General features: G+C 64.0%; 11 protein-coding genes. 1 reads left to right on the top strand and 10 read right to left on the bottom strand.

Annotated features, from left to right (window positions below; genetic code table 11):
• Window positions 1–7: 7 nt before the first annotated feature.
• From BEP01S_RS06595 to BEP01S_RS06610, 4 genes are all read right to left on the bottom strand, one after another.
• Complete coding sequence (locus BEP01S_RS06595) at window positions 8–1,726, bottom strand: class I adenylate-forming enzyme family protein (protein WP_062241618.1); 1,719 nt, start codon at window positions 1,724–1,726, stop codon at window positions 8–10.
• 85 nt (window positions 1,727–1,811) lie between these two features.
• The gene (locus tag BEP01S_RS06600; protein ID WP_083532594.1) at window positions 1,812–3,017 is read right to left on the bottom strand and encodes an acyl-CoA dehydrogenase family protein; all 1,206 of its coding nucleotides are present in this window, start codon (window positions 3,015–3,017) and stop codon (window positions 1,812–1,814) included.
• A gap of 83 nt (window positions 3,018–3,100) precedes the next feature.
• Window positions 3,101–3,895 (bottom strand): SDR family oxidoreductase, encoded by a 795-nt coding sequence (locus tag BEP01S_RS06605; RefSeq protein ID WP_062241620.1) that lies wholly within the window; start codon window positions 3,893–3,895, stop codon window positions 3,101–3,103.
• Window positions 3,892–4,914, bottom strand: coding sequence for a phosphotransferase family protein (locus BEP01S_RS06610; RefSeq protein WP_062241622.1), 1,023 nt, complete (start codon window positions 4,912–4,914; stop codon window positions 3,892–3,894). Before BEP01S_RS06610 ends, BEP01S_RS06605 begins: the two co-directional genes overlap by 4 nt.
• A gap of 174 nt (window positions 4,915–5,088) precedes the next feature.
• Here BEP01S_RS06610 and BEP01S_RS06615 point away from each other — a divergent pair, with 174 nt between their 5' ends.
• Window positions 5,089–6,060, top strand: coding sequence for an NADPH:quinone oxidoreductase family protein (locus BEP01S_RS06615; protein ID WP_062241624.1), 972 nt, complete (start codon window positions 5,089–5,091; stop codon window positions 6,058–6,060).
• A 69-nt stretch (window positions 6,061–6,129) separates the two neighbouring features.
• Here BEP01S_RS06615 and BEP01S_RS06620 read toward each other — a convergent pair whose 3' ends face one another.
• The 6 genes from BEP01S_RS06620 to BEP01S_RS06645 form a co-directional block, all read right to left on the bottom strand.
• The gene (locus tag BEP01S_RS06620) at window positions 6,130–7,746 is read right to left on the bottom strand and encodes a nuclease-related domain-containing DEAD/DEAH box helicase (protein ID WP_062241626.1); all 1,617 of its coding nucleotides are present in this window, start codon (window positions 7,744–7,746) and stop codon (window positions 6,130–6,132) included.
• Window positions 7,747–7,877: 131 nt separating this feature from the next.
• Entirely contained in the window at window positions 7,878–9,260 is a 1,383-nt protein-coding gene (locus BEP01S_RS06625) for an MFS transporter (RefSeq protein WP_083532595.1), read from the bottom strand.
• Between the two features lie 360 nt (window positions 9,261–9,620).
• Window positions 9,621–10,346 carry a DeoR/GlpR family DNA-binding transcription regulator gene (locus tag BEP01S_RS06630; RefSeq protein WP_062241628.1) on the bottom strand — a complete coding sequence of 242 codons (726 nt, stop codon included), beginning with the start codon at window positions 10,344–10,346 and terminating at the stop codon, window positions 9,621–9,623.
• A gap of 68 nt (window positions 10,347–10,414) precedes the next feature.
• A complete protein-coding gene (gene pdxA / locus BEP01S_RS06635; protein ID WP_062241630.1) occupies window positions 10,415–11,461 on the bottom strand; it encodes a 4-hydroxythreonine-4-phosphate dehydrogenase PdxA in 1,047 nt (348 codons plus the stop codon).
• Window positions 11,462–11,527: 66 nt separating this feature from the next.
• The gene (locus BEP01S_RS06640) at window positions 11,528–12,937 is read right to left on the bottom strand and encodes a four-carbon acid sugar kinase family protein (protein ID WP_244882125.1); all 1,410 of its coding nucleotides are present in this window, start codon (window positions 12,935–12,937) and stop codon (window positions 11,528–11,530) included.
• Window positions 12,934–14,379 carry a GntP family permease gene (locus BEP01S_RS06645; RefSeq protein WP_174521219.1) on the bottom strand — a complete coding sequence of 482 codons (1,446 nt, stop codon included), beginning with the start codon at window positions 14,377–14,379 and terminating at the stop codon, window positions 12,934–12,936. Before BEP01S_RS06645 ends, BEP01S_RS06640 begins: the two co-directional genes overlap by 4 nt.
• Window positions 14,380–14,595: the final 216 nt, after the last annotated feature.

Consider the following 14,595-nt stretch of genomic DNA (forward strand, 5'->3'; position numbering starts at 1 on the left):
TCCAGCCTCAGTCGGCGGGAGCGGCCGCCTGCTTAGCCGCTTGAGCGGCTTCGACGGCATCGGCGCGGATGGTCCTCCGCAGGATCTTGCCGGAACTCGTCTTCGGCAGCTGATCGATGAACGTCACCTGGTGCGGTGCCTTATAGGAGGCGAGACGCTCCCGGCAGAAGGAGACGATCTCCTCTGCGGTCGCCTCGGCGCCGGGCTGCAGCGAGACGAAGGCCGCCACGTCCTCTCCGCGATAGTCATCGGGGATGCCCACGACTGCTGCCTCCTGCACGGAGGGATGCATGTAGAGCACGTCCTCGACCTCTCGCGGCCAGACCTTGAAGCCGGACGCATTGATCATGTCCTTCTTCCGGTCGACGATGAACAGCCATCCGTCCTCATTCATGAATCCGACATCGCCGGTGTGCAGCTCGCCGTTCGGGATCTGCTCGGCCGTGGCCTGAGGATTGTTGAGATAGCTTGAGACCACCTGAGGTCCGGAGATCGCGACTTCGCCGACCTCCCCGGGACCCACTGGCTGACCGTCGTCATCGAGGATGCGGATCATCACGTCCGCCTGCGGCAGACCGCAGGCGAGGTTTCCGCTGTCCGGGTCGACCGGGGCCTGGAAACCGTGCGGCACGGTGGCGACCTGCGCGCAGGTCTCCGACAGTCCGTAGCCCTGACCGACGTAGATCTCGGCGCGTTCTTCGAACTTGTTGACCAGCCCCTCGGGCAGCGGCGCGCCACCGGACATGAGGGACTTGAAGGACGCGAACTTCTCGGCGCTGAAATCCGGGTGCGCCATCATCGCTGTGTAGATCGTGGCCGGGCCGGCCATGTACGCGGGCTTCTCCCGATCGCACAGGGCGATGAGCGAACCCGGGTCGAAACGATAGTTGAGGATGAGGCGGGCACCGCCTGCGACAGCCGCAAGGAACTGGCAGATGAACCCGGTGATATGAAATAGCGGCGCCAATGAGACGTAGCCGTCGCCGGGGCCCAGAATCGGGTTGCGCAGGCAGTAACGCGAGTTGCTCGAGATATTCGCATGAGTGGCCGCTGCTCCCTTCGACCGTCCCGATGTGCCGGACGTATAGGCGATGAGGCCGAGATCCGACGGGGCAGGGGAGTGCGGGGCGAAATCGGCATCGAGATGGTCTTCAACAGCGTCTGCGAACGCGAAACGTCCCTCGGCCGGCGGCAGCTCCTCGAACCGCGGCAGCTTGTCGAACATTGCGAAGATCGCTTCCGGGCCATCCGTCTGGAAGCTTCGGTCGTCGCTGAGCACGACCAGCGGCAGGTCCGCCGTATAGTCCTTGACTCGGTCGAGATAGGCGGCCTGAGAGACGACGAGTCCCTTGACCTCGGAATCGGCGAAGATGTGCTCGAGCTCGCCGCGGTACATGGGGTTGAGGGGGACGACGGTGCCGCCGGCCTTCCAGATCCCATACGTGGAGATCACGAACGCGGGGGTGTTCTGGTCATAGATGCCGATGCGGTCACCGGGCTTGATGCCCTGGCTCGAGAGGAAGGCGGCGAACGCCGTCGACCACCGGTCGAACTCCGCCCAGGTCAGGGTGAATCCGTAGTAGTTGACGCCCTCCTCATCGCCGCGGGCCTCGACAGTAGCGGCCAGGTCGGCCAAGGGCGTCGAGTCCGGCAGCACATAGGGCTCCTGAGCGAGATCACCCAAAGTGGTGATCCAGGGGCGGTCCTCAAACCAATTGTTCGTCATTGAACATCCTTTCGTAGGTGGTACCGGGCTCGTGCGCACTGCTCCGGGCCCGGTGGGCTCTCACTAGATTGCGGAAGAGGCGATCTCAGCCGCGGTATTTCTTGATCTCGTTGCGGGCGATGGAGCGCTTGTGCACTTCATCCGGTCCATCGGCCAGACGCAGGGTGCGCATATGCGCCCACATGCGGGCAAGCGGGAAGTCCTCGGTGACTCCGCCGCCGCCGTGGACCTGAACCGCCCGATCGATGACTTTCAACGCCATGGTCGGTGCGACCACCTTGATCTGGGCGATCTCGTTCTTTGCGACCTTGTTGCCGTACTTGTCCATCATGTCCGCAGCGTGCAGGGTCAGCAGCCGAGCCTGGTCGATCTCGATCCGGGATTCGGCGATCCAGTCCTGGATGTTCGCTCGATTCGACAGCTTCTCACCGAAGGTCACGCGAGCTTCGGCACGTCTGACCATGAGCTCGAGCGCCCGCTCGGCGGCACCGATGGCACGCATGCAGTGGTGGATGCGGCCCGGACCCAGCCGCGCCTGACTGATGGCGAAGCCTTCGCCCTCACCCTTGAGGATGTCCTTGAACGGCACGAGCACATTCTCGAAGATGATCTCGGCGTGGCCCTCCCGGTCGGCGTAGCCGTACACGGGAAGGTTGCGCACAACGGTGACTCCGGCGGCATCGATCGGCACGACGAGCATCGACTGCTGTCGGTGCACCTCGGCGGTGGGATCGGTCTTGCCCATGACGATGAGCACTCGGCAGTTCGGGTGCATTCCGTTCGACGCAAACCACTTGCGGCCGTTGAGCACGAAACCGTCCTCGGTGCGTTCCATGGACATTTCGACGTTCGTCGCATCGGAGCTGGCCACGGCCGGTTCGGTCATCGCGAAGGCCGAAGCGATCTCTCCGGCAAGCAGCGGTTTGAGGTACTTCTCCTTGTGCTCATCGGTGCCGAAGACCGTGAAGACCTCCATATTGCCGGTATCCGGAGCATTGCAGTTGATTGCTTCGGGGGCGATCTCCAGGCTGCGTCCGGTGATCTCGGCCAGCGGCGCATATTCGAGGTTCGTCAGGCCGGGACCCCATTGCGGGTGCGGGTGGAAGAGGTTCCACAGGCCCTGCTTCTTCGCTTCGGCCTTGAGGTCTTCGAGGATCTGCGGCTGCGTGTGGGGACTGGCCGCTGCAGCCATCTGTTCGGCGTAGACCGGCTCGGCCGGGTAGACGAATTCGTCCATGAACGCGTTGAGGCGCTCCTGATACTCGCGTCCGCGTTCGCTGGTTTCCAACACGTGGGCTCCTTGTTTCTCGGTGGGTCTCACACTGCTGTGAGGTCTGGTCTCAGGCGGGTCTCACCCGGTGGCGAGGCTCGCTGTCACTCTGCGTTGAGTCGGGCTTGGTAACGGGACATTCCGCGCAGCCAGCGGTCGTAGTCGCTGCCTTTCATCCGATACATCTCGAGGACTTCAGGGTGCGGCAGGATGAGGAACTGCTCGTCCTCGACGGCGTCGAGAACGATGGTGGCCACCTCGGCGGGTTCCAGGACGGTCCCGGCTGAGGTCACGGCTTTCTGCGCGGGACCTCCGCCGGATCCGGCATCGTCGAGCAGATTCGTGTTCACTCCCATCGGACAGATCACCGAGGCGCGGATTCCGTCGTCGCGGTAGGTCATGGCCAGCCATTCGGCGAATCCGACCGAAGCGTGCTTGGTCACCGAGTAGGCGGCCGAACCGATCTGCGTGAGCAGGCCCGCCGCCGAGGCGGTGGCGACGAAATATCCGGACCCGGCTTCCTGCCAGCGAGGGACGAGCGCCTGAGCGGCCCGGATATGAGCGCGCATATTGACGTCGATGATCGAGTCCCAGTCCGCGTCGTCCTTACCGAGCATCGCCGGCCCGATGATCCCAGCGTTGGCGAAGTACAGATCGATCCCGCCGAGGCAGTCGTCGGCGAAGTCGATGAGCGCACCGATTCCCTCGACCGACGACACATCCCCGGTCCACGCGAATGCCGATGTGCCGAGACCGGCGGCAGTGTCGCTGACGGCAGGGGAGAGGTCGGCGAGGACGACGGCGGCCCCGCGGTCGATGAGCTCAGCGGCCAGTGCCGCGCCGATTCCTCCGGCGGCTCCGGTGACGACTGCCCGCCTGCCTGCCAAGGCCGAGGTCATGACTTCTCCAACAGACCGAGTGCCTGACGTGCGAGGTCTTCGACTCCTGCTCCGGCCTCTTCGGGGTCGAGATCGAGGTCGCCCATCTTTCCCGTCGCCAGTCGCGTGTACACGCCTTCGCGGATGCAGGCGAGCTTCCACATCGCGAAAGCCGAGTAGTAGCCGACATCGTGGACTTCGTGGCCGGTGGCGTCCTGGTAGTGGTCGATGAGTTCGTCCGTGGTGGGGAAGCCGTCGTCGGGTCGAGGCACCCAGATGCTGGTGTACTGGTCCGGCACCGTGAGCATGGCGATGAAATAGCCGAGGTCGGTGAGCACCTCCCCGATGGCCGTCAGCTCCCAGTCGACGACGGCGTTGACCGAACCATCGGGTGCGAAGATCATATTGTTCGGTTTGAAGTCCCCATGCGCGATTCCCACGGGTGAGCGTGCTGGGTCGGGCATGGCCTCGCGGAGCGCATCGTGGACCTCGTGGATCATCGGGGTCTCGCGCATTGCGATCGCCTCGACCTGTCCGATCCAGCGTCGCAGCTGGCGGTCGATGAGTCCGCCCGGTCGGCGCAGATCGGACAAGCCGACGGCATCGACATCGACGGAATGGATGGCAGCCAATGCGTCGACCGTGCCGAAGGCGCAATTGCGGCGGTTCTCGGCAGGGATCGACTCCCACTCAGAAGGGGTATTGATCGGGAATCCGGGGCAGTGATCCATGAACACGAAGGGCACGTCGAGGACCTCGGGGTCATCGACGATGTCGAGGACCGTCGGCACCGGTACGCTGCTGTCGTTGAGTGCGGCCATGATCCGCCCTTCGCGGCCGACGTTGTGAGCACTCCCGCCCTCGTGACCCAACGGCGGACGGCGCAGAACCCAGCGGGGGCTGCCGTCGACGAGGATGGTGAACGTGAGGTTGGACCGACCGACCGACATCACTTCGACGTCGAAATCGCTGATTCCGAATCTCTGCTCAATCCATCGGCCGATGCTGTCCGCGTCGAACCCTGCCGGTGATTGTGTCATCCTTGACCTTCCCGAGTGAACAATCGTTCAGTAGAGTTCACATTATTCATCCCTGACGGGGGAGTCAAGCCGTGAGAGTGATCACTCTCATAGCCCCGCGGTGTGATAGAGGTGAGAAGACCGCCGCCACCGGAGCCGCGGCTCTGCGTGCGTCAAAACGATAGCGAGGAAACAATGAAAGCCATTCGCGTCACCGCTCTGACCGGCCCCGATGATGTGGAGCACCTTGATGTGGAGCGTCCTGTTCCGGGACCCGGCCAGGTGCTCATCAAGGTCGCCTACGCCGGAGTGACGTTCCCCGAAGTGCTGCAGACCCGTGGGATGTATCAGGTCAAGCACGACCTGCCCTTCACCCTGGGTTCCGAAGCCTCCGGCGTGGTTGCCGAGGTGGGTGCGGACTCCCGCTACTCCGTCGGAGACCGGGTCGCCGCGATCACCGGAAAGGGAACCTTTGCCGAATACCTCATCGCCGGTGACGAAGCTACCGTGAAGGTCCCGGATTCGGTCTCTCTGGCAGATGCCGCCGGTATGCCGATGAACGTGCTCACCGCTGACTTCGCACTGCGTGTGCGGGCGAACGCCCAGCCCGGCCAGAGCCTCCTCGTCCACGGTGCCGCGGGCGGGCTCGGTTCGGCCGCAGTGCAGCTGGGCCTGGCCATGGGCCTCGAGGTCGTCGCCGTCGTCTCGACCGAGGCGAAGGCCGAAGCGGTGCGGGAACTCGGTGCGACTCACGTCGTCCTCGCCGACGGGTTCAAGGATGCGACGAAGGAGCTCTATCCCAAGGGCGTCGACTTCGTCTTGGACCCCGTCGGAGGCGACCGCTTCACCGATTCGACGCGGGTGCTCGCTCCGTTCGGGCGTCTCCTCGTTCTCGGCTTCACCGCCGGTGAGATCCCTTCGATCAAGGTCAACCGTCTGCTGCTCAAGAACATCTCCGTCGACGGCGTCGCCTGGGGTGGGGCGGCCTGGGGTCACCCGAGCTATATCCACGAGCAGTGGGAGGTCGTCCTCGATCACGTCTCCGCGGGCAGACTGAATCCGCGCATCCACGCGACCTACCCCCTGGCCGAGGCATCCTCGGCGATCAATGAACTCGACGGCCGCTCAGTGATGGGCAAAGTCCTCCTCGAGGTCGCAGGGGAGTAGTCCCAGACGTACTGCGCGTCGGATGGCATCTGCTCCATCCGGAGCTGGAGTCGGTGACGAGCTGAGCGATCAGTTGTCGTAGACCTCGTCGAAGATGCTCAGGTCACCGACGACGATGAGCTTCGTCGTCGCTCGCGACATTCCGACGTAGAGCATGTCGATGGCCCGCAGTGGGTCTCTGAATCCGTTGAGACAGAGAACCACAGCGGGCCTTTCGAGTCCTTTGAAGCCGAGCACGTGACCGTAGAAGACATCCTCGGCGGCGAAGAACTGGTCCCAATAGGCGCCGATTCCCTCTGTTTCGACGATCTCCTTCTGCACCGGGTGCCTCGAACCGGTGGTCAGCAGAGCGATCTGTCCGGCCGCCCAACCGTCATCCATGAGTGCTTCGACCACGCCGTCCGCCTCGCCGATTGCCGAGTCGGCGTCGACGTCCATCCATTCGATCTCCTCGCCGGGCCCGTTGCGGGCGATGGGAGGCTCGAGTGCGAGGTCGGCGATGCCGGCGACGATCTGGGCGGAGTTGCGCAGATTCTCGTCGAGCTGGATGGGGCTCATGGTGATGGGTGATTCACCCTGGCGGTCGAAGATCCGCTGGCGTTCGTCGGTGAAGACGTAGAGGGTGCCTGCCAACTGGTTGCGCAGACACGACTGCACCGCCTCCCACCACAGCAGGCTGAAGTCCTGGCCTTCATCGATGACGATCGCGTCGAAGAGGTTTCTGCGCGAACGCTCATCGGCGAGGTCCTTGAGCATCGTGGGCAGCCGCCGTTCCCAATAGTCAGAGTCGTCGTCGCTGCCCGTGGGGGCACCCCAGCTGATGGGCAGGTCGTGGAAGAGGCCGACGAATGCGGGTCTGTCTTCGTCGGGCCATTGACTCGTGTGGAGCTGGAGGAAGCGACCGAGGCCGCGGGAATAGCACATGAGCGCGACCTTTTTTCCCTCTTGGGTCAGCGCCTTGGCCTTGAGCAGCGCCAGATAGGTCTTGCCCGACCCGGCACCGCCGCTGATCTCGGCGCGATTCTGGTGGCGGAGGATGCGGATGAGCTTCGCCTGTTCACGGCTGAGGGCATCGGCGCGGTGGGAGATCTCGGAGGCTTTGAGTGCGAAATTCTCGACCGCTTGGTTCGTTCTGCGGAGGTTCTTCAAGACGAATTCGTGGCCGGCGGTGAGGTCGTGGCGTTCGGGGTCGAAGTCAAAGCGCAGCTGATCAGCGATCTTCGATGCCAGGGAGTCGATCTCGGTGCCATCGACGAGTTGCCTTCTCGGCGCATCCGGCTGGTCCCAGCTTCTCGGCAGCTCCGTGTAGGGGAGGACCGCAAGATGGCTGATCGGCCCGGGAACACGGGAAAGCCGCGGGCGCAGATAGCCCACGAGGGTATGTTTGGCGATCATCGCCTGCTCGAGAGGTGGTTCGGGCAGATGGCTGCGCTTTCCCTGGGCACCGGAAGTGAACCATTTGCCGTCGACGACGTCGACGCGTCCGCCCTTGACCTCGATGACGGCGATCCCGACTCCCGGCCACAGGATGAGGAGATCGATCTCGACGTCCTTGTCATCGCCGGTCAGCCGTTGGCCGTGGATGATCGTCACCCCGTCGGGAAGCTGACGGCGCAGCGCATTCCACACGACCTCCTCGGCGGTGGAATCGTTGAAATCAGGCTGTTCGGGAATCAACGTGACCATGGTCTGAGACTAACGCAGACACAGTCGCAGAAGACCGGCGTCACTGCATCGGAAGTTACGATGCAGTGACGCCGGTCTGACTCATTGGAGTGACCGTGCCTCTCAGCGGTGGTCGCCGGTGGCGGGGACGATCATTTCGCGTCGTTGACGAGCTCCGATTCGTCGAGGACGACGTCCGCGCCCGTCTCCGGAAGTCCACGCCCGCGCAGCGAGGCACCCTTGGTCTCCTTCATGAAGATCGTGGCGATGAAGCCGATCGCGCAGGCCGCCATGACGAGGTAGGCGGGAATGATGGTGTTTCCCGTTGCTCCGATGAGTCCTTCGCTGATCGACGGGGCAGTGCCGCCGAACAGTGCGGTCGAGACGTTGTAGGCGATGGCGAATCCGGCGAAGCGCACTGGTCCGGGGAACATCGCCGGGAAGGTCGCGGAGATCGTTGAGATCTGCGGAATGTAGAGGACGCCGAGGACAGCCAGTCCGATGAGTGCCCACACGAAGCCATTGGCCATAAGTATGAACATCGGAATCGCCGCGACGAAGAGGCTGATGAGGGAGAAGTACCAGACCGGCTTGCGTCCGACCTTGTCCGAGAGCATTCCGCCGAAGGGGATGAGGATCATCATGAACGCCTGGGCGAGGAACATTACGGTCAGTGACGCGTTCGGGCTCATGCCGACCGGGTCCTGCAGGTAGGTGGGCATGTAGGACAGCAGCGTGTAGTTGACGACGTTGACCGCGACGACCATGCCGCCGAGGACGAGCAGCTGCTTCTTGTAGTTCGCGAAGAGGGTCGCGAAGACTTCCTTGACCGACTTGTCCTGTCCGTCGTTGTCGAGTTCCTCATAGACGGGAGATTCGTCGAGCTGAGAGCGCAGGTAGAGTCCGACGACGCCGAGGACTCCGGCGAAGATGAACGGAATCCTCCAGGCCCAGTCTGTCATCGTCTGTTCTCCGAGGCCGAGCTGCAGGAGGAGGACGAACAGCGAACCGGCGGCCATTCCGGCCAGAGTGCCGAATTCGAGGAAGCTGCCGAAGAATCCGCGCCGGTTGTCAGGGGCGTATTCGGCCATGAAGGTGGCGGCGCCACCGTACTCGCCGCCGGAGGAGAAGCCCTGAATGACGCGGAGCAGGACGAGGATGATGGGTGCGGCGACGCCGATGGTGGCGTAGCTGGGCAGCAGGGCGATGCAGAAGGTGGAACCGGCCATGAGCAGGATCGTCAGCGCCAGAACGCGTTTGCGGCCGAGGCGATCGCCCATCGGTCCCCAGATGATTCCGCCGAGGGGGCGGAAGATGAAGGATACGGCGAAGGTCAGCAGCGCCATCAGCTGTGCATGCTCGCCGGGGAAGAAGTGCTGTGCGAGATAGGTGACCGAAACGGCGTAGAGACCGTAGTCGAACCATTCGGTCGCATTGCCCAGCGCCGAGGCGGCGACGGCTTTGCGGACCGTCTTGAGGTCGGGCTCGGGTGGGGAAGCGGGTGATGCGGATCCTGAGGCATTGGGGATACTCATGAATTCCTCCAGTCATGTGGACCACTGTCGAAGTGATCCATGTTTCGAACCGAAGCCACGTTACGAGCACGTGTTCAGCTTCTCAATCGAAGAATCCTGTCAAATCAGCGGCGTGTCATTAGAGAAATACTGATAGTTACCATGTCTGACCAGGAGGAATGCAATGCTTATTCAGAATCGGAACGGCAAGTCTGCTTCACAGGGAACAGTGAAGTTATCGTTATTGAAAGCTGATTGACAGAAAATCTGTTAAATGGCCGAATTTGTTTGAAGCCCGATGAGGAGTATTCTCCTCGTTCGCGTTATCCGAACCATTTTGCAATACCGCGGCAGAACCCCTCTGGTCCCTCAACGCGCGGCTCAGCTCGGCGCGTGCTCCCCGTGCTCGTCGATCCACGTCCAACCGGCGGGCAGCGGTGCCCATGCGGCGACGTCGCGTCCGGACTTCGAACTGTCGGCGAGGACGATGACTGTTCGGGCTCGCTCGGCGATGAGCTCTTTCGTGCGTGCTTCGTCGAGACTCGGTTCGCCGAGTCCCTGCGCCGGATCGACGGCATCGGCGCCGAGGAACGCGATATCGACATGGATGCGTGACAGCGCATGGTCGGACAGGGCACCGGTGGTGCCGTGCGACAGAGTCGAGACCTCGCCGCCGACCATGATCACCGTGGGCCCGGCGGGATGAGCCAAGGCTAACGCGATCTCTAGGCCGCGGGTGAAGACGGTGAGATCGCTGCGGTCCCTGATCCGCTCGGCCAAGCGCACGGTCGTCGAGCCTGCGTCGAGGAAGACGGTGCGCACACGGGCGTTGTCGAGTCGTTCGAGAGCCCATGCAGCGATCGCGTCCTTCGCTTCAGCCTGCTGCTCCATCCGCTCACCCAGCGGCGGTTCGACGTAGCCGGCCGCGGCGGCACCGCCGATGGTGCGGATGATCTCGCCGTCTGCGGCCATCTCTCGCAGGTCGCGGCGAATGGTCGATTCCGAGGTCTCGAGTTCCGCGGCCAGGCGGGGGATGCTCCACGAGCCGGTCTTGAGCAGACCGAGAATGGCGTCGCGTCGCTTCTGAGTTCCTGATCGGATCGCCATCGGTCTCCCTCTCCAAGTCCACGGATCCGACCGCAGCGAAATCGCCGCGGTCGGACATGTCAATCAGCCTACTTCGGCAGGTACTCCGCGCGGATGCCGTCGACGAACGGAGCGTATCCGATGGCCGCCCGGTAGGCCGAGCGCATCGTGCCCGCATCGGCGATGCCCTGACCGGCGATGTCGAAGGCAGTGCCGTGATCGACGGAGGTGCGCAGGATCGGTAGGCCGACGGTGACGGAGATGGTGCCGTCGAAGTCGAAGGTCTTCGACGCGATGTGTCCCTGATCGTGATACTGCGAGAGGATCCCGTCATAGCGGCCGGTCAGCCCCTGGTGGAAGACGGAGTCGGCCGGGATCGGTCCGGCGACTTCGAAAGCGCCGGCAGCATTGACATTCTCAACGGCGGGACGGAGGATCTCGATCTCCTCGTCGCCGAAGGCGCCGTTCTCGCCACCGTGCGGATTGAGCGCTGCGACGGCCAGCCTCGGCGAGGCGACGCCGTAGAGCTGGAGGGCACGGTGGGCGCGTTCGATGGAATCGACCTGCGTGTCCACGGTGAGGGCGTCGAGGGCCTTGCGCAGGGACATGTGGCGGGTGGCGAAGAAGATCTGGAGTTTGTGGTCAGGAACCTTCGTGTTCTCCACGACGAACATCGTGTCCTGCTTCGTCACTCCGGTCAGCTCGCCGAGCATCTCGGTGTGCCCGAGGTGCTGCGAACCGGACTTCCACACGGCTTCCTTGTTGATCGGGCCGGTGACGATTCCGGCGACCTTCTGATCCATAGCTGCCTGAGTGGCGATCTCGATCGCAGCCACCGAGGCCTTGCCGGCGCGGGCATCGACGACGCCCCATTCGGGCAGATCGTCACCGAGGACGCCGATGTCGAAGACGTCGATGACGCCTTCGCCGGCCGAAGGGGTCGACCAGTCGGAGATGGCACGCAGTTCAACGTCGAGTCCGAGGACGTCGACGGCACGCTTCATCACGGCCAAATCCGCCACGGCGATGCCGTGCTGATCGTCTCTGCCCGCGAATTCCGCGAGTACCGTGGCGGTGATCTCCGGTCCGATTCCGACGGGATCGCCCACTGTCACGGCGAGTGCTGGTGCTGTCATTGCTGTCTCCTCAGATGGTTCGTATTTTGTCAGTCGTTGGGGTGTACGGGGATCGCCTCTGCTGCTTCAGTCTCGTCTGACGCGGGCAGTGGTCGACAGGAATTCGAGGCATTCGACGGCGGTGCCGGTGTCTCCGATGAGACCGCCCTTCGTGACGATCGGCAGTGCGTCGGCGCGTCCGCCGACGAGGCGACCGCCCACGGCCAGCGGCACGATCTCCTTGTCGATCTCCATGCCCATCGCTCCGAGTTCGCGCATCACGGTGGCGGTGACGTCTCCACCGGTGGTGTAGAGGCCGGAAACCGGCATAGCGGACATGATCGTTGAGGCGATCACGGCCAGGCGCTGTGTCGTCTGTTCGGATTCTGCATCGGTGAGTTCGCGCAGATCGCTGGTTTCGAGGACGGTGGCGATGATGATCGCCCGCGCCGAGGCGGTCCGATCGATGAGGGCGAGTGTGGCCTCGACATCGGGCAGGCCCGCATCGTCCAAGGGAGTACGGAGGACCGTGACCGTGGGGTCTTCGGCCACGGCGGCAAGCTGCGAACGGGTGACCTCTGTCGCTGACCCCGAAATGCCGAGCAGAATGCCATCGGCACGTGCAGGCAGGCTGGACAAGGTCAGGGCGAGGCTGCCGGGGCCTGGATCGATGGTCACCCAGTCCAATTGCTCACCGTCGGCCAGACCTGCGCGGGTAAGGGTATCCGGGGCGGTCGCCTCGGCGACGTCGTGGCTGATCTCAGCGATGACGGAGCCGACGAGGTCGATATGGTCAGTCGTCAGCGCATCGGCGATGAGCACTTCCGCACCCTGCCCGATGGCGTCGAGCACTGCGGTGCGGACGGCATCACGACCGGCCAGCACCGTGGCGATATCGATGAGGCGGCAGTCGAGATCCGCACCGGAGGCAAGGATCTCCTCGACGACGGAGGTGCGCATAGGGGAGCGGACATCAAAGGCGAGTTCGGTGTGTTCGAGCAGTCGACCGCCCAGCAGCTGCCGTCCCTGCACGGTGGTCCTGCCTGCAGCGGGGAAGGCCGGTACGCACAGTCCCAACACGCGGTGGCGCGGTCCGCCGGACGCAGCGAGTACCCGCCTGCGTGCTGAGATGGCAGCGGCCGCGGCGGGTCCGACATTGCCGCGCAGGGTGGTGTCGATGCGGCATGCCACGAGGTCGACCGGGCCGGCAGACTCGATGAGATCGGAGTAGAGCTCGCTTGCCTGCTGAGGGGGCAGGTGCCGGGAGTCGGTGTTGACGACGACCGCAGCGAAGTCATCGAGCAGACCTCTGATGTCGATGCTGCCGGCCGGGCTGGTCTCGGTGACGGTGATCGTCCGCAGTCCCGCCTCGGCGAACAGGGCCCCGCACGCATTGCCGCCGGTGAGGTCGTCGGCGACGATGAGGATGCGTGGGCTGGCCTGTGCCGAGGCGGCAGGTGTGGTCGCGTCGGAGTCGGGCATGTGCGAGGTGCTCATACGACCAAGTCGAGCACGAAGAGCAGCGGAAGGGAACAGATCCACACGGCCGTGGTGATTCCCGACCAACCCTTGATGGCGTTGATTCCGTCGAGGCCGGCGAATCGCGTGACGACCCAGAAGTACGAATCGTTGAAGTAGGAGAAGACCATCGAACCGGCGGTGCAAGCCATCACTGCCACGAGTGGGTCGAGTCCCAGCGGGTCGATGAGCGGAGCCGTCACCGAGGCGGCGGTGATCATCGCGACCGTGCCCGATCCCTGTGCCAGACGCACCAGGGAGGCGATGAGGAACGGAACGAGGAGGGCCGGCAAGCTGATCGAGGCGATCGCCTCGGCGAGGGCGTCGCCGACACCCGATTCGCGCAGCACGAGGCCGAAGCTGCCTCCGGCGCCGGTGATGAGCAGAATGAGTCCGGCCGAGGCTGCGCCGTCGGCCAGCCAGCTCTGCACCTGGTTGCGTGGCGTCACGCGGGGCAGCAGCGTGTAGACGGCGAGGACGAGGCCGATGATGAGGGCGACGACGGGGTTGCCGAGGAAGGCCAGAGGTGCGACCCAAGCGGAGGGCTCGTAGGCGTCTCCGGAGAGTTCGCCCTGCGCGTTCTTGTCGATCGCGGTGCTCACGGTGTTGGCGACGATGAGCAGGAGCGGGACGATGAGCGGAAGGAAGCCGAGGAAGGCGCCCGGTTTCTTCGATGAATCGGGAGCGGAACCGGTTCCGGCTGAGTCTCCGCCTTCGGCCGTGAGGACGCTGCCGCCGGCGGATCCCGATGCGGTCTCGACGACCGCCTCGGCGTAGACGTCGTGCTTGACCTGGGCGTTGAGGACGGGTTCGAGCTTCGGTCCGATCCACCGGGCGTAGACGACGACAACGGGCAGAAGGATGACGGTGAAGACGAGTCCGGCGAGGATGACCGATCCGATATCGGCGCCGAGGATGCCGGTAGCCGCCAGCGGACCCGGAGTCGGCGGCACCATGTGGTGGGTCAGCGTCATTCCGCAGCCCAGAGCCAGGGCGAGGGTGACGTAGCCGCCCTTCTTCACGCGAGCGATCGAGCGAGCCAGCGGGTTCATGATGACGTACCCGGAGTCGCAGAAGACCGGGATGGAGACGAGGGAGCCGACTGTGCCCATCGCCCAGGGTTCACGGCCCTTGCCGAAGGCACGCAGGAAGGCTCGGGCCAGGGAGTCGGCGGCGCCGGAGACCTCGAGGATCTTGCCGATGCCGACACCGAGTCCGATGACGATGCCGATGCTGGCAAGGGTGTCGCCGAAGCCCGTGGTTATGGAGTCGACGATCGAGAGCAGGTCCTGACCGGCGACGATGCCGGTGACGATGGCTGCCAGGAGAAGAGCGATGAAGGCGTCGAGTCGGGTCGCGAGCACGATGACGACGATCGTCGCGATTCCGGCGATCAGCGCCAGGATGAGTTGCAGGTCCATAAGGTCCTCCGCAGTGAGGCCGGCTCAGGGAGCCAGGGTGTGTGGTTCTCATTGACTTCTCGGTGACCCACGATGCCCGAGGGCAGCCGACGATCAGCTTCGAAGTTGAACAGTATGAGCAAGTATGTGTCATAACTGCGCATTTATGCAATGTCTGATCACTGAGGTGGCCACGTGGCGCATGAGGGGCATCACCGTTGATTTATACCCCCTAGG

The sequence above is a fragment of the Brevibacterium epidermidis NBRC 14811 genome (genome assembly GCF_001570805.1).
GTDB lineage: Bacteria > Actinomycetota > Actinomycetes > Actinomycetales > Brevibacteriaceae > Brevibacterium > Brevibacterium epidermidis.

What these genes read in the sequence shown, in the direction of transcription:
- BEP01S_RS06595 (WP_062241618.1), bottom strand. Translation starts at nt 1,726, where the DNA reads ATGACGAACAATTGGTTTGAGGACCGCCCCTGGATCACCACTTTGGGT.
- BEP01S_RS06605 (WP_062241620.1), bottom strand. Translation starts at nt 3,895, where the DNA reads ATGACCTCGGCCTTGGCAGGCAGGCGGGCAGTCGTCACCGGAGCCGCC.
- BEP01S_RS06610 (WP_062241622.1), bottom strand. Translation starts at nt 4,914, where the DNA reads ATGACACAATCACCGGCAGGGTTCGACGCGGACAGCATCGGCCGATGG.
- BEP01S_RS06615 (WP_062241624.1), top strand. Translation starts at nt 5,089, where the DNA reads ATGAAAGCCATTCGCGTCACCGCTCTGACCGGCCCCGATGATGTGGAG.
- BEP01S_RS06620 (WP_062241626.1), bottom strand. Translation starts at nt 7,746, where the DNA reads ATGGTCACGTTGATTCCCGAACAGCCTGATTTCAACGATTCCACCGCC.
- BEP01S_RS06625 (WP_083532595.1), bottom strand. Translation starts at nt 9,260, where the DNA reads ATGAGTATCCCCAATGCCTCAGGATCCGCATCACCCGCTTCCCCACCC.
- BEP01S_RS06630 (WP_062241628.1), bottom strand. Translation starts at nt 10,346, where the DNA reads ATGGCGATCCGATCAGGAACTCAGAAGCGACGCGACGCCATTCTCGGT.
- pdxA (WP_062241630.1), bottom strand. Translation starts at nt 11,461, where the DNA reads ATGACAGCACCAGCACTCGCCGTGACAGTGGGCGATCCCGTCGGAATC.
- BEP01S_RS06640 (WP_244882125.1), bottom strand. Translation starts at nt 12,937, where the DNA reads ATGAGCACCTCGCACATGCCCGACTCCGACGCGACCACACCTGCCGCC.
- BEP01S_RS06645 (WP_174521219.1), bottom strand. Translation starts at nt 14,379, where the DNA reads ATGGACCTGCAACTCATCCTGGCGCTGATCGCCGGAATCGCGACGATC.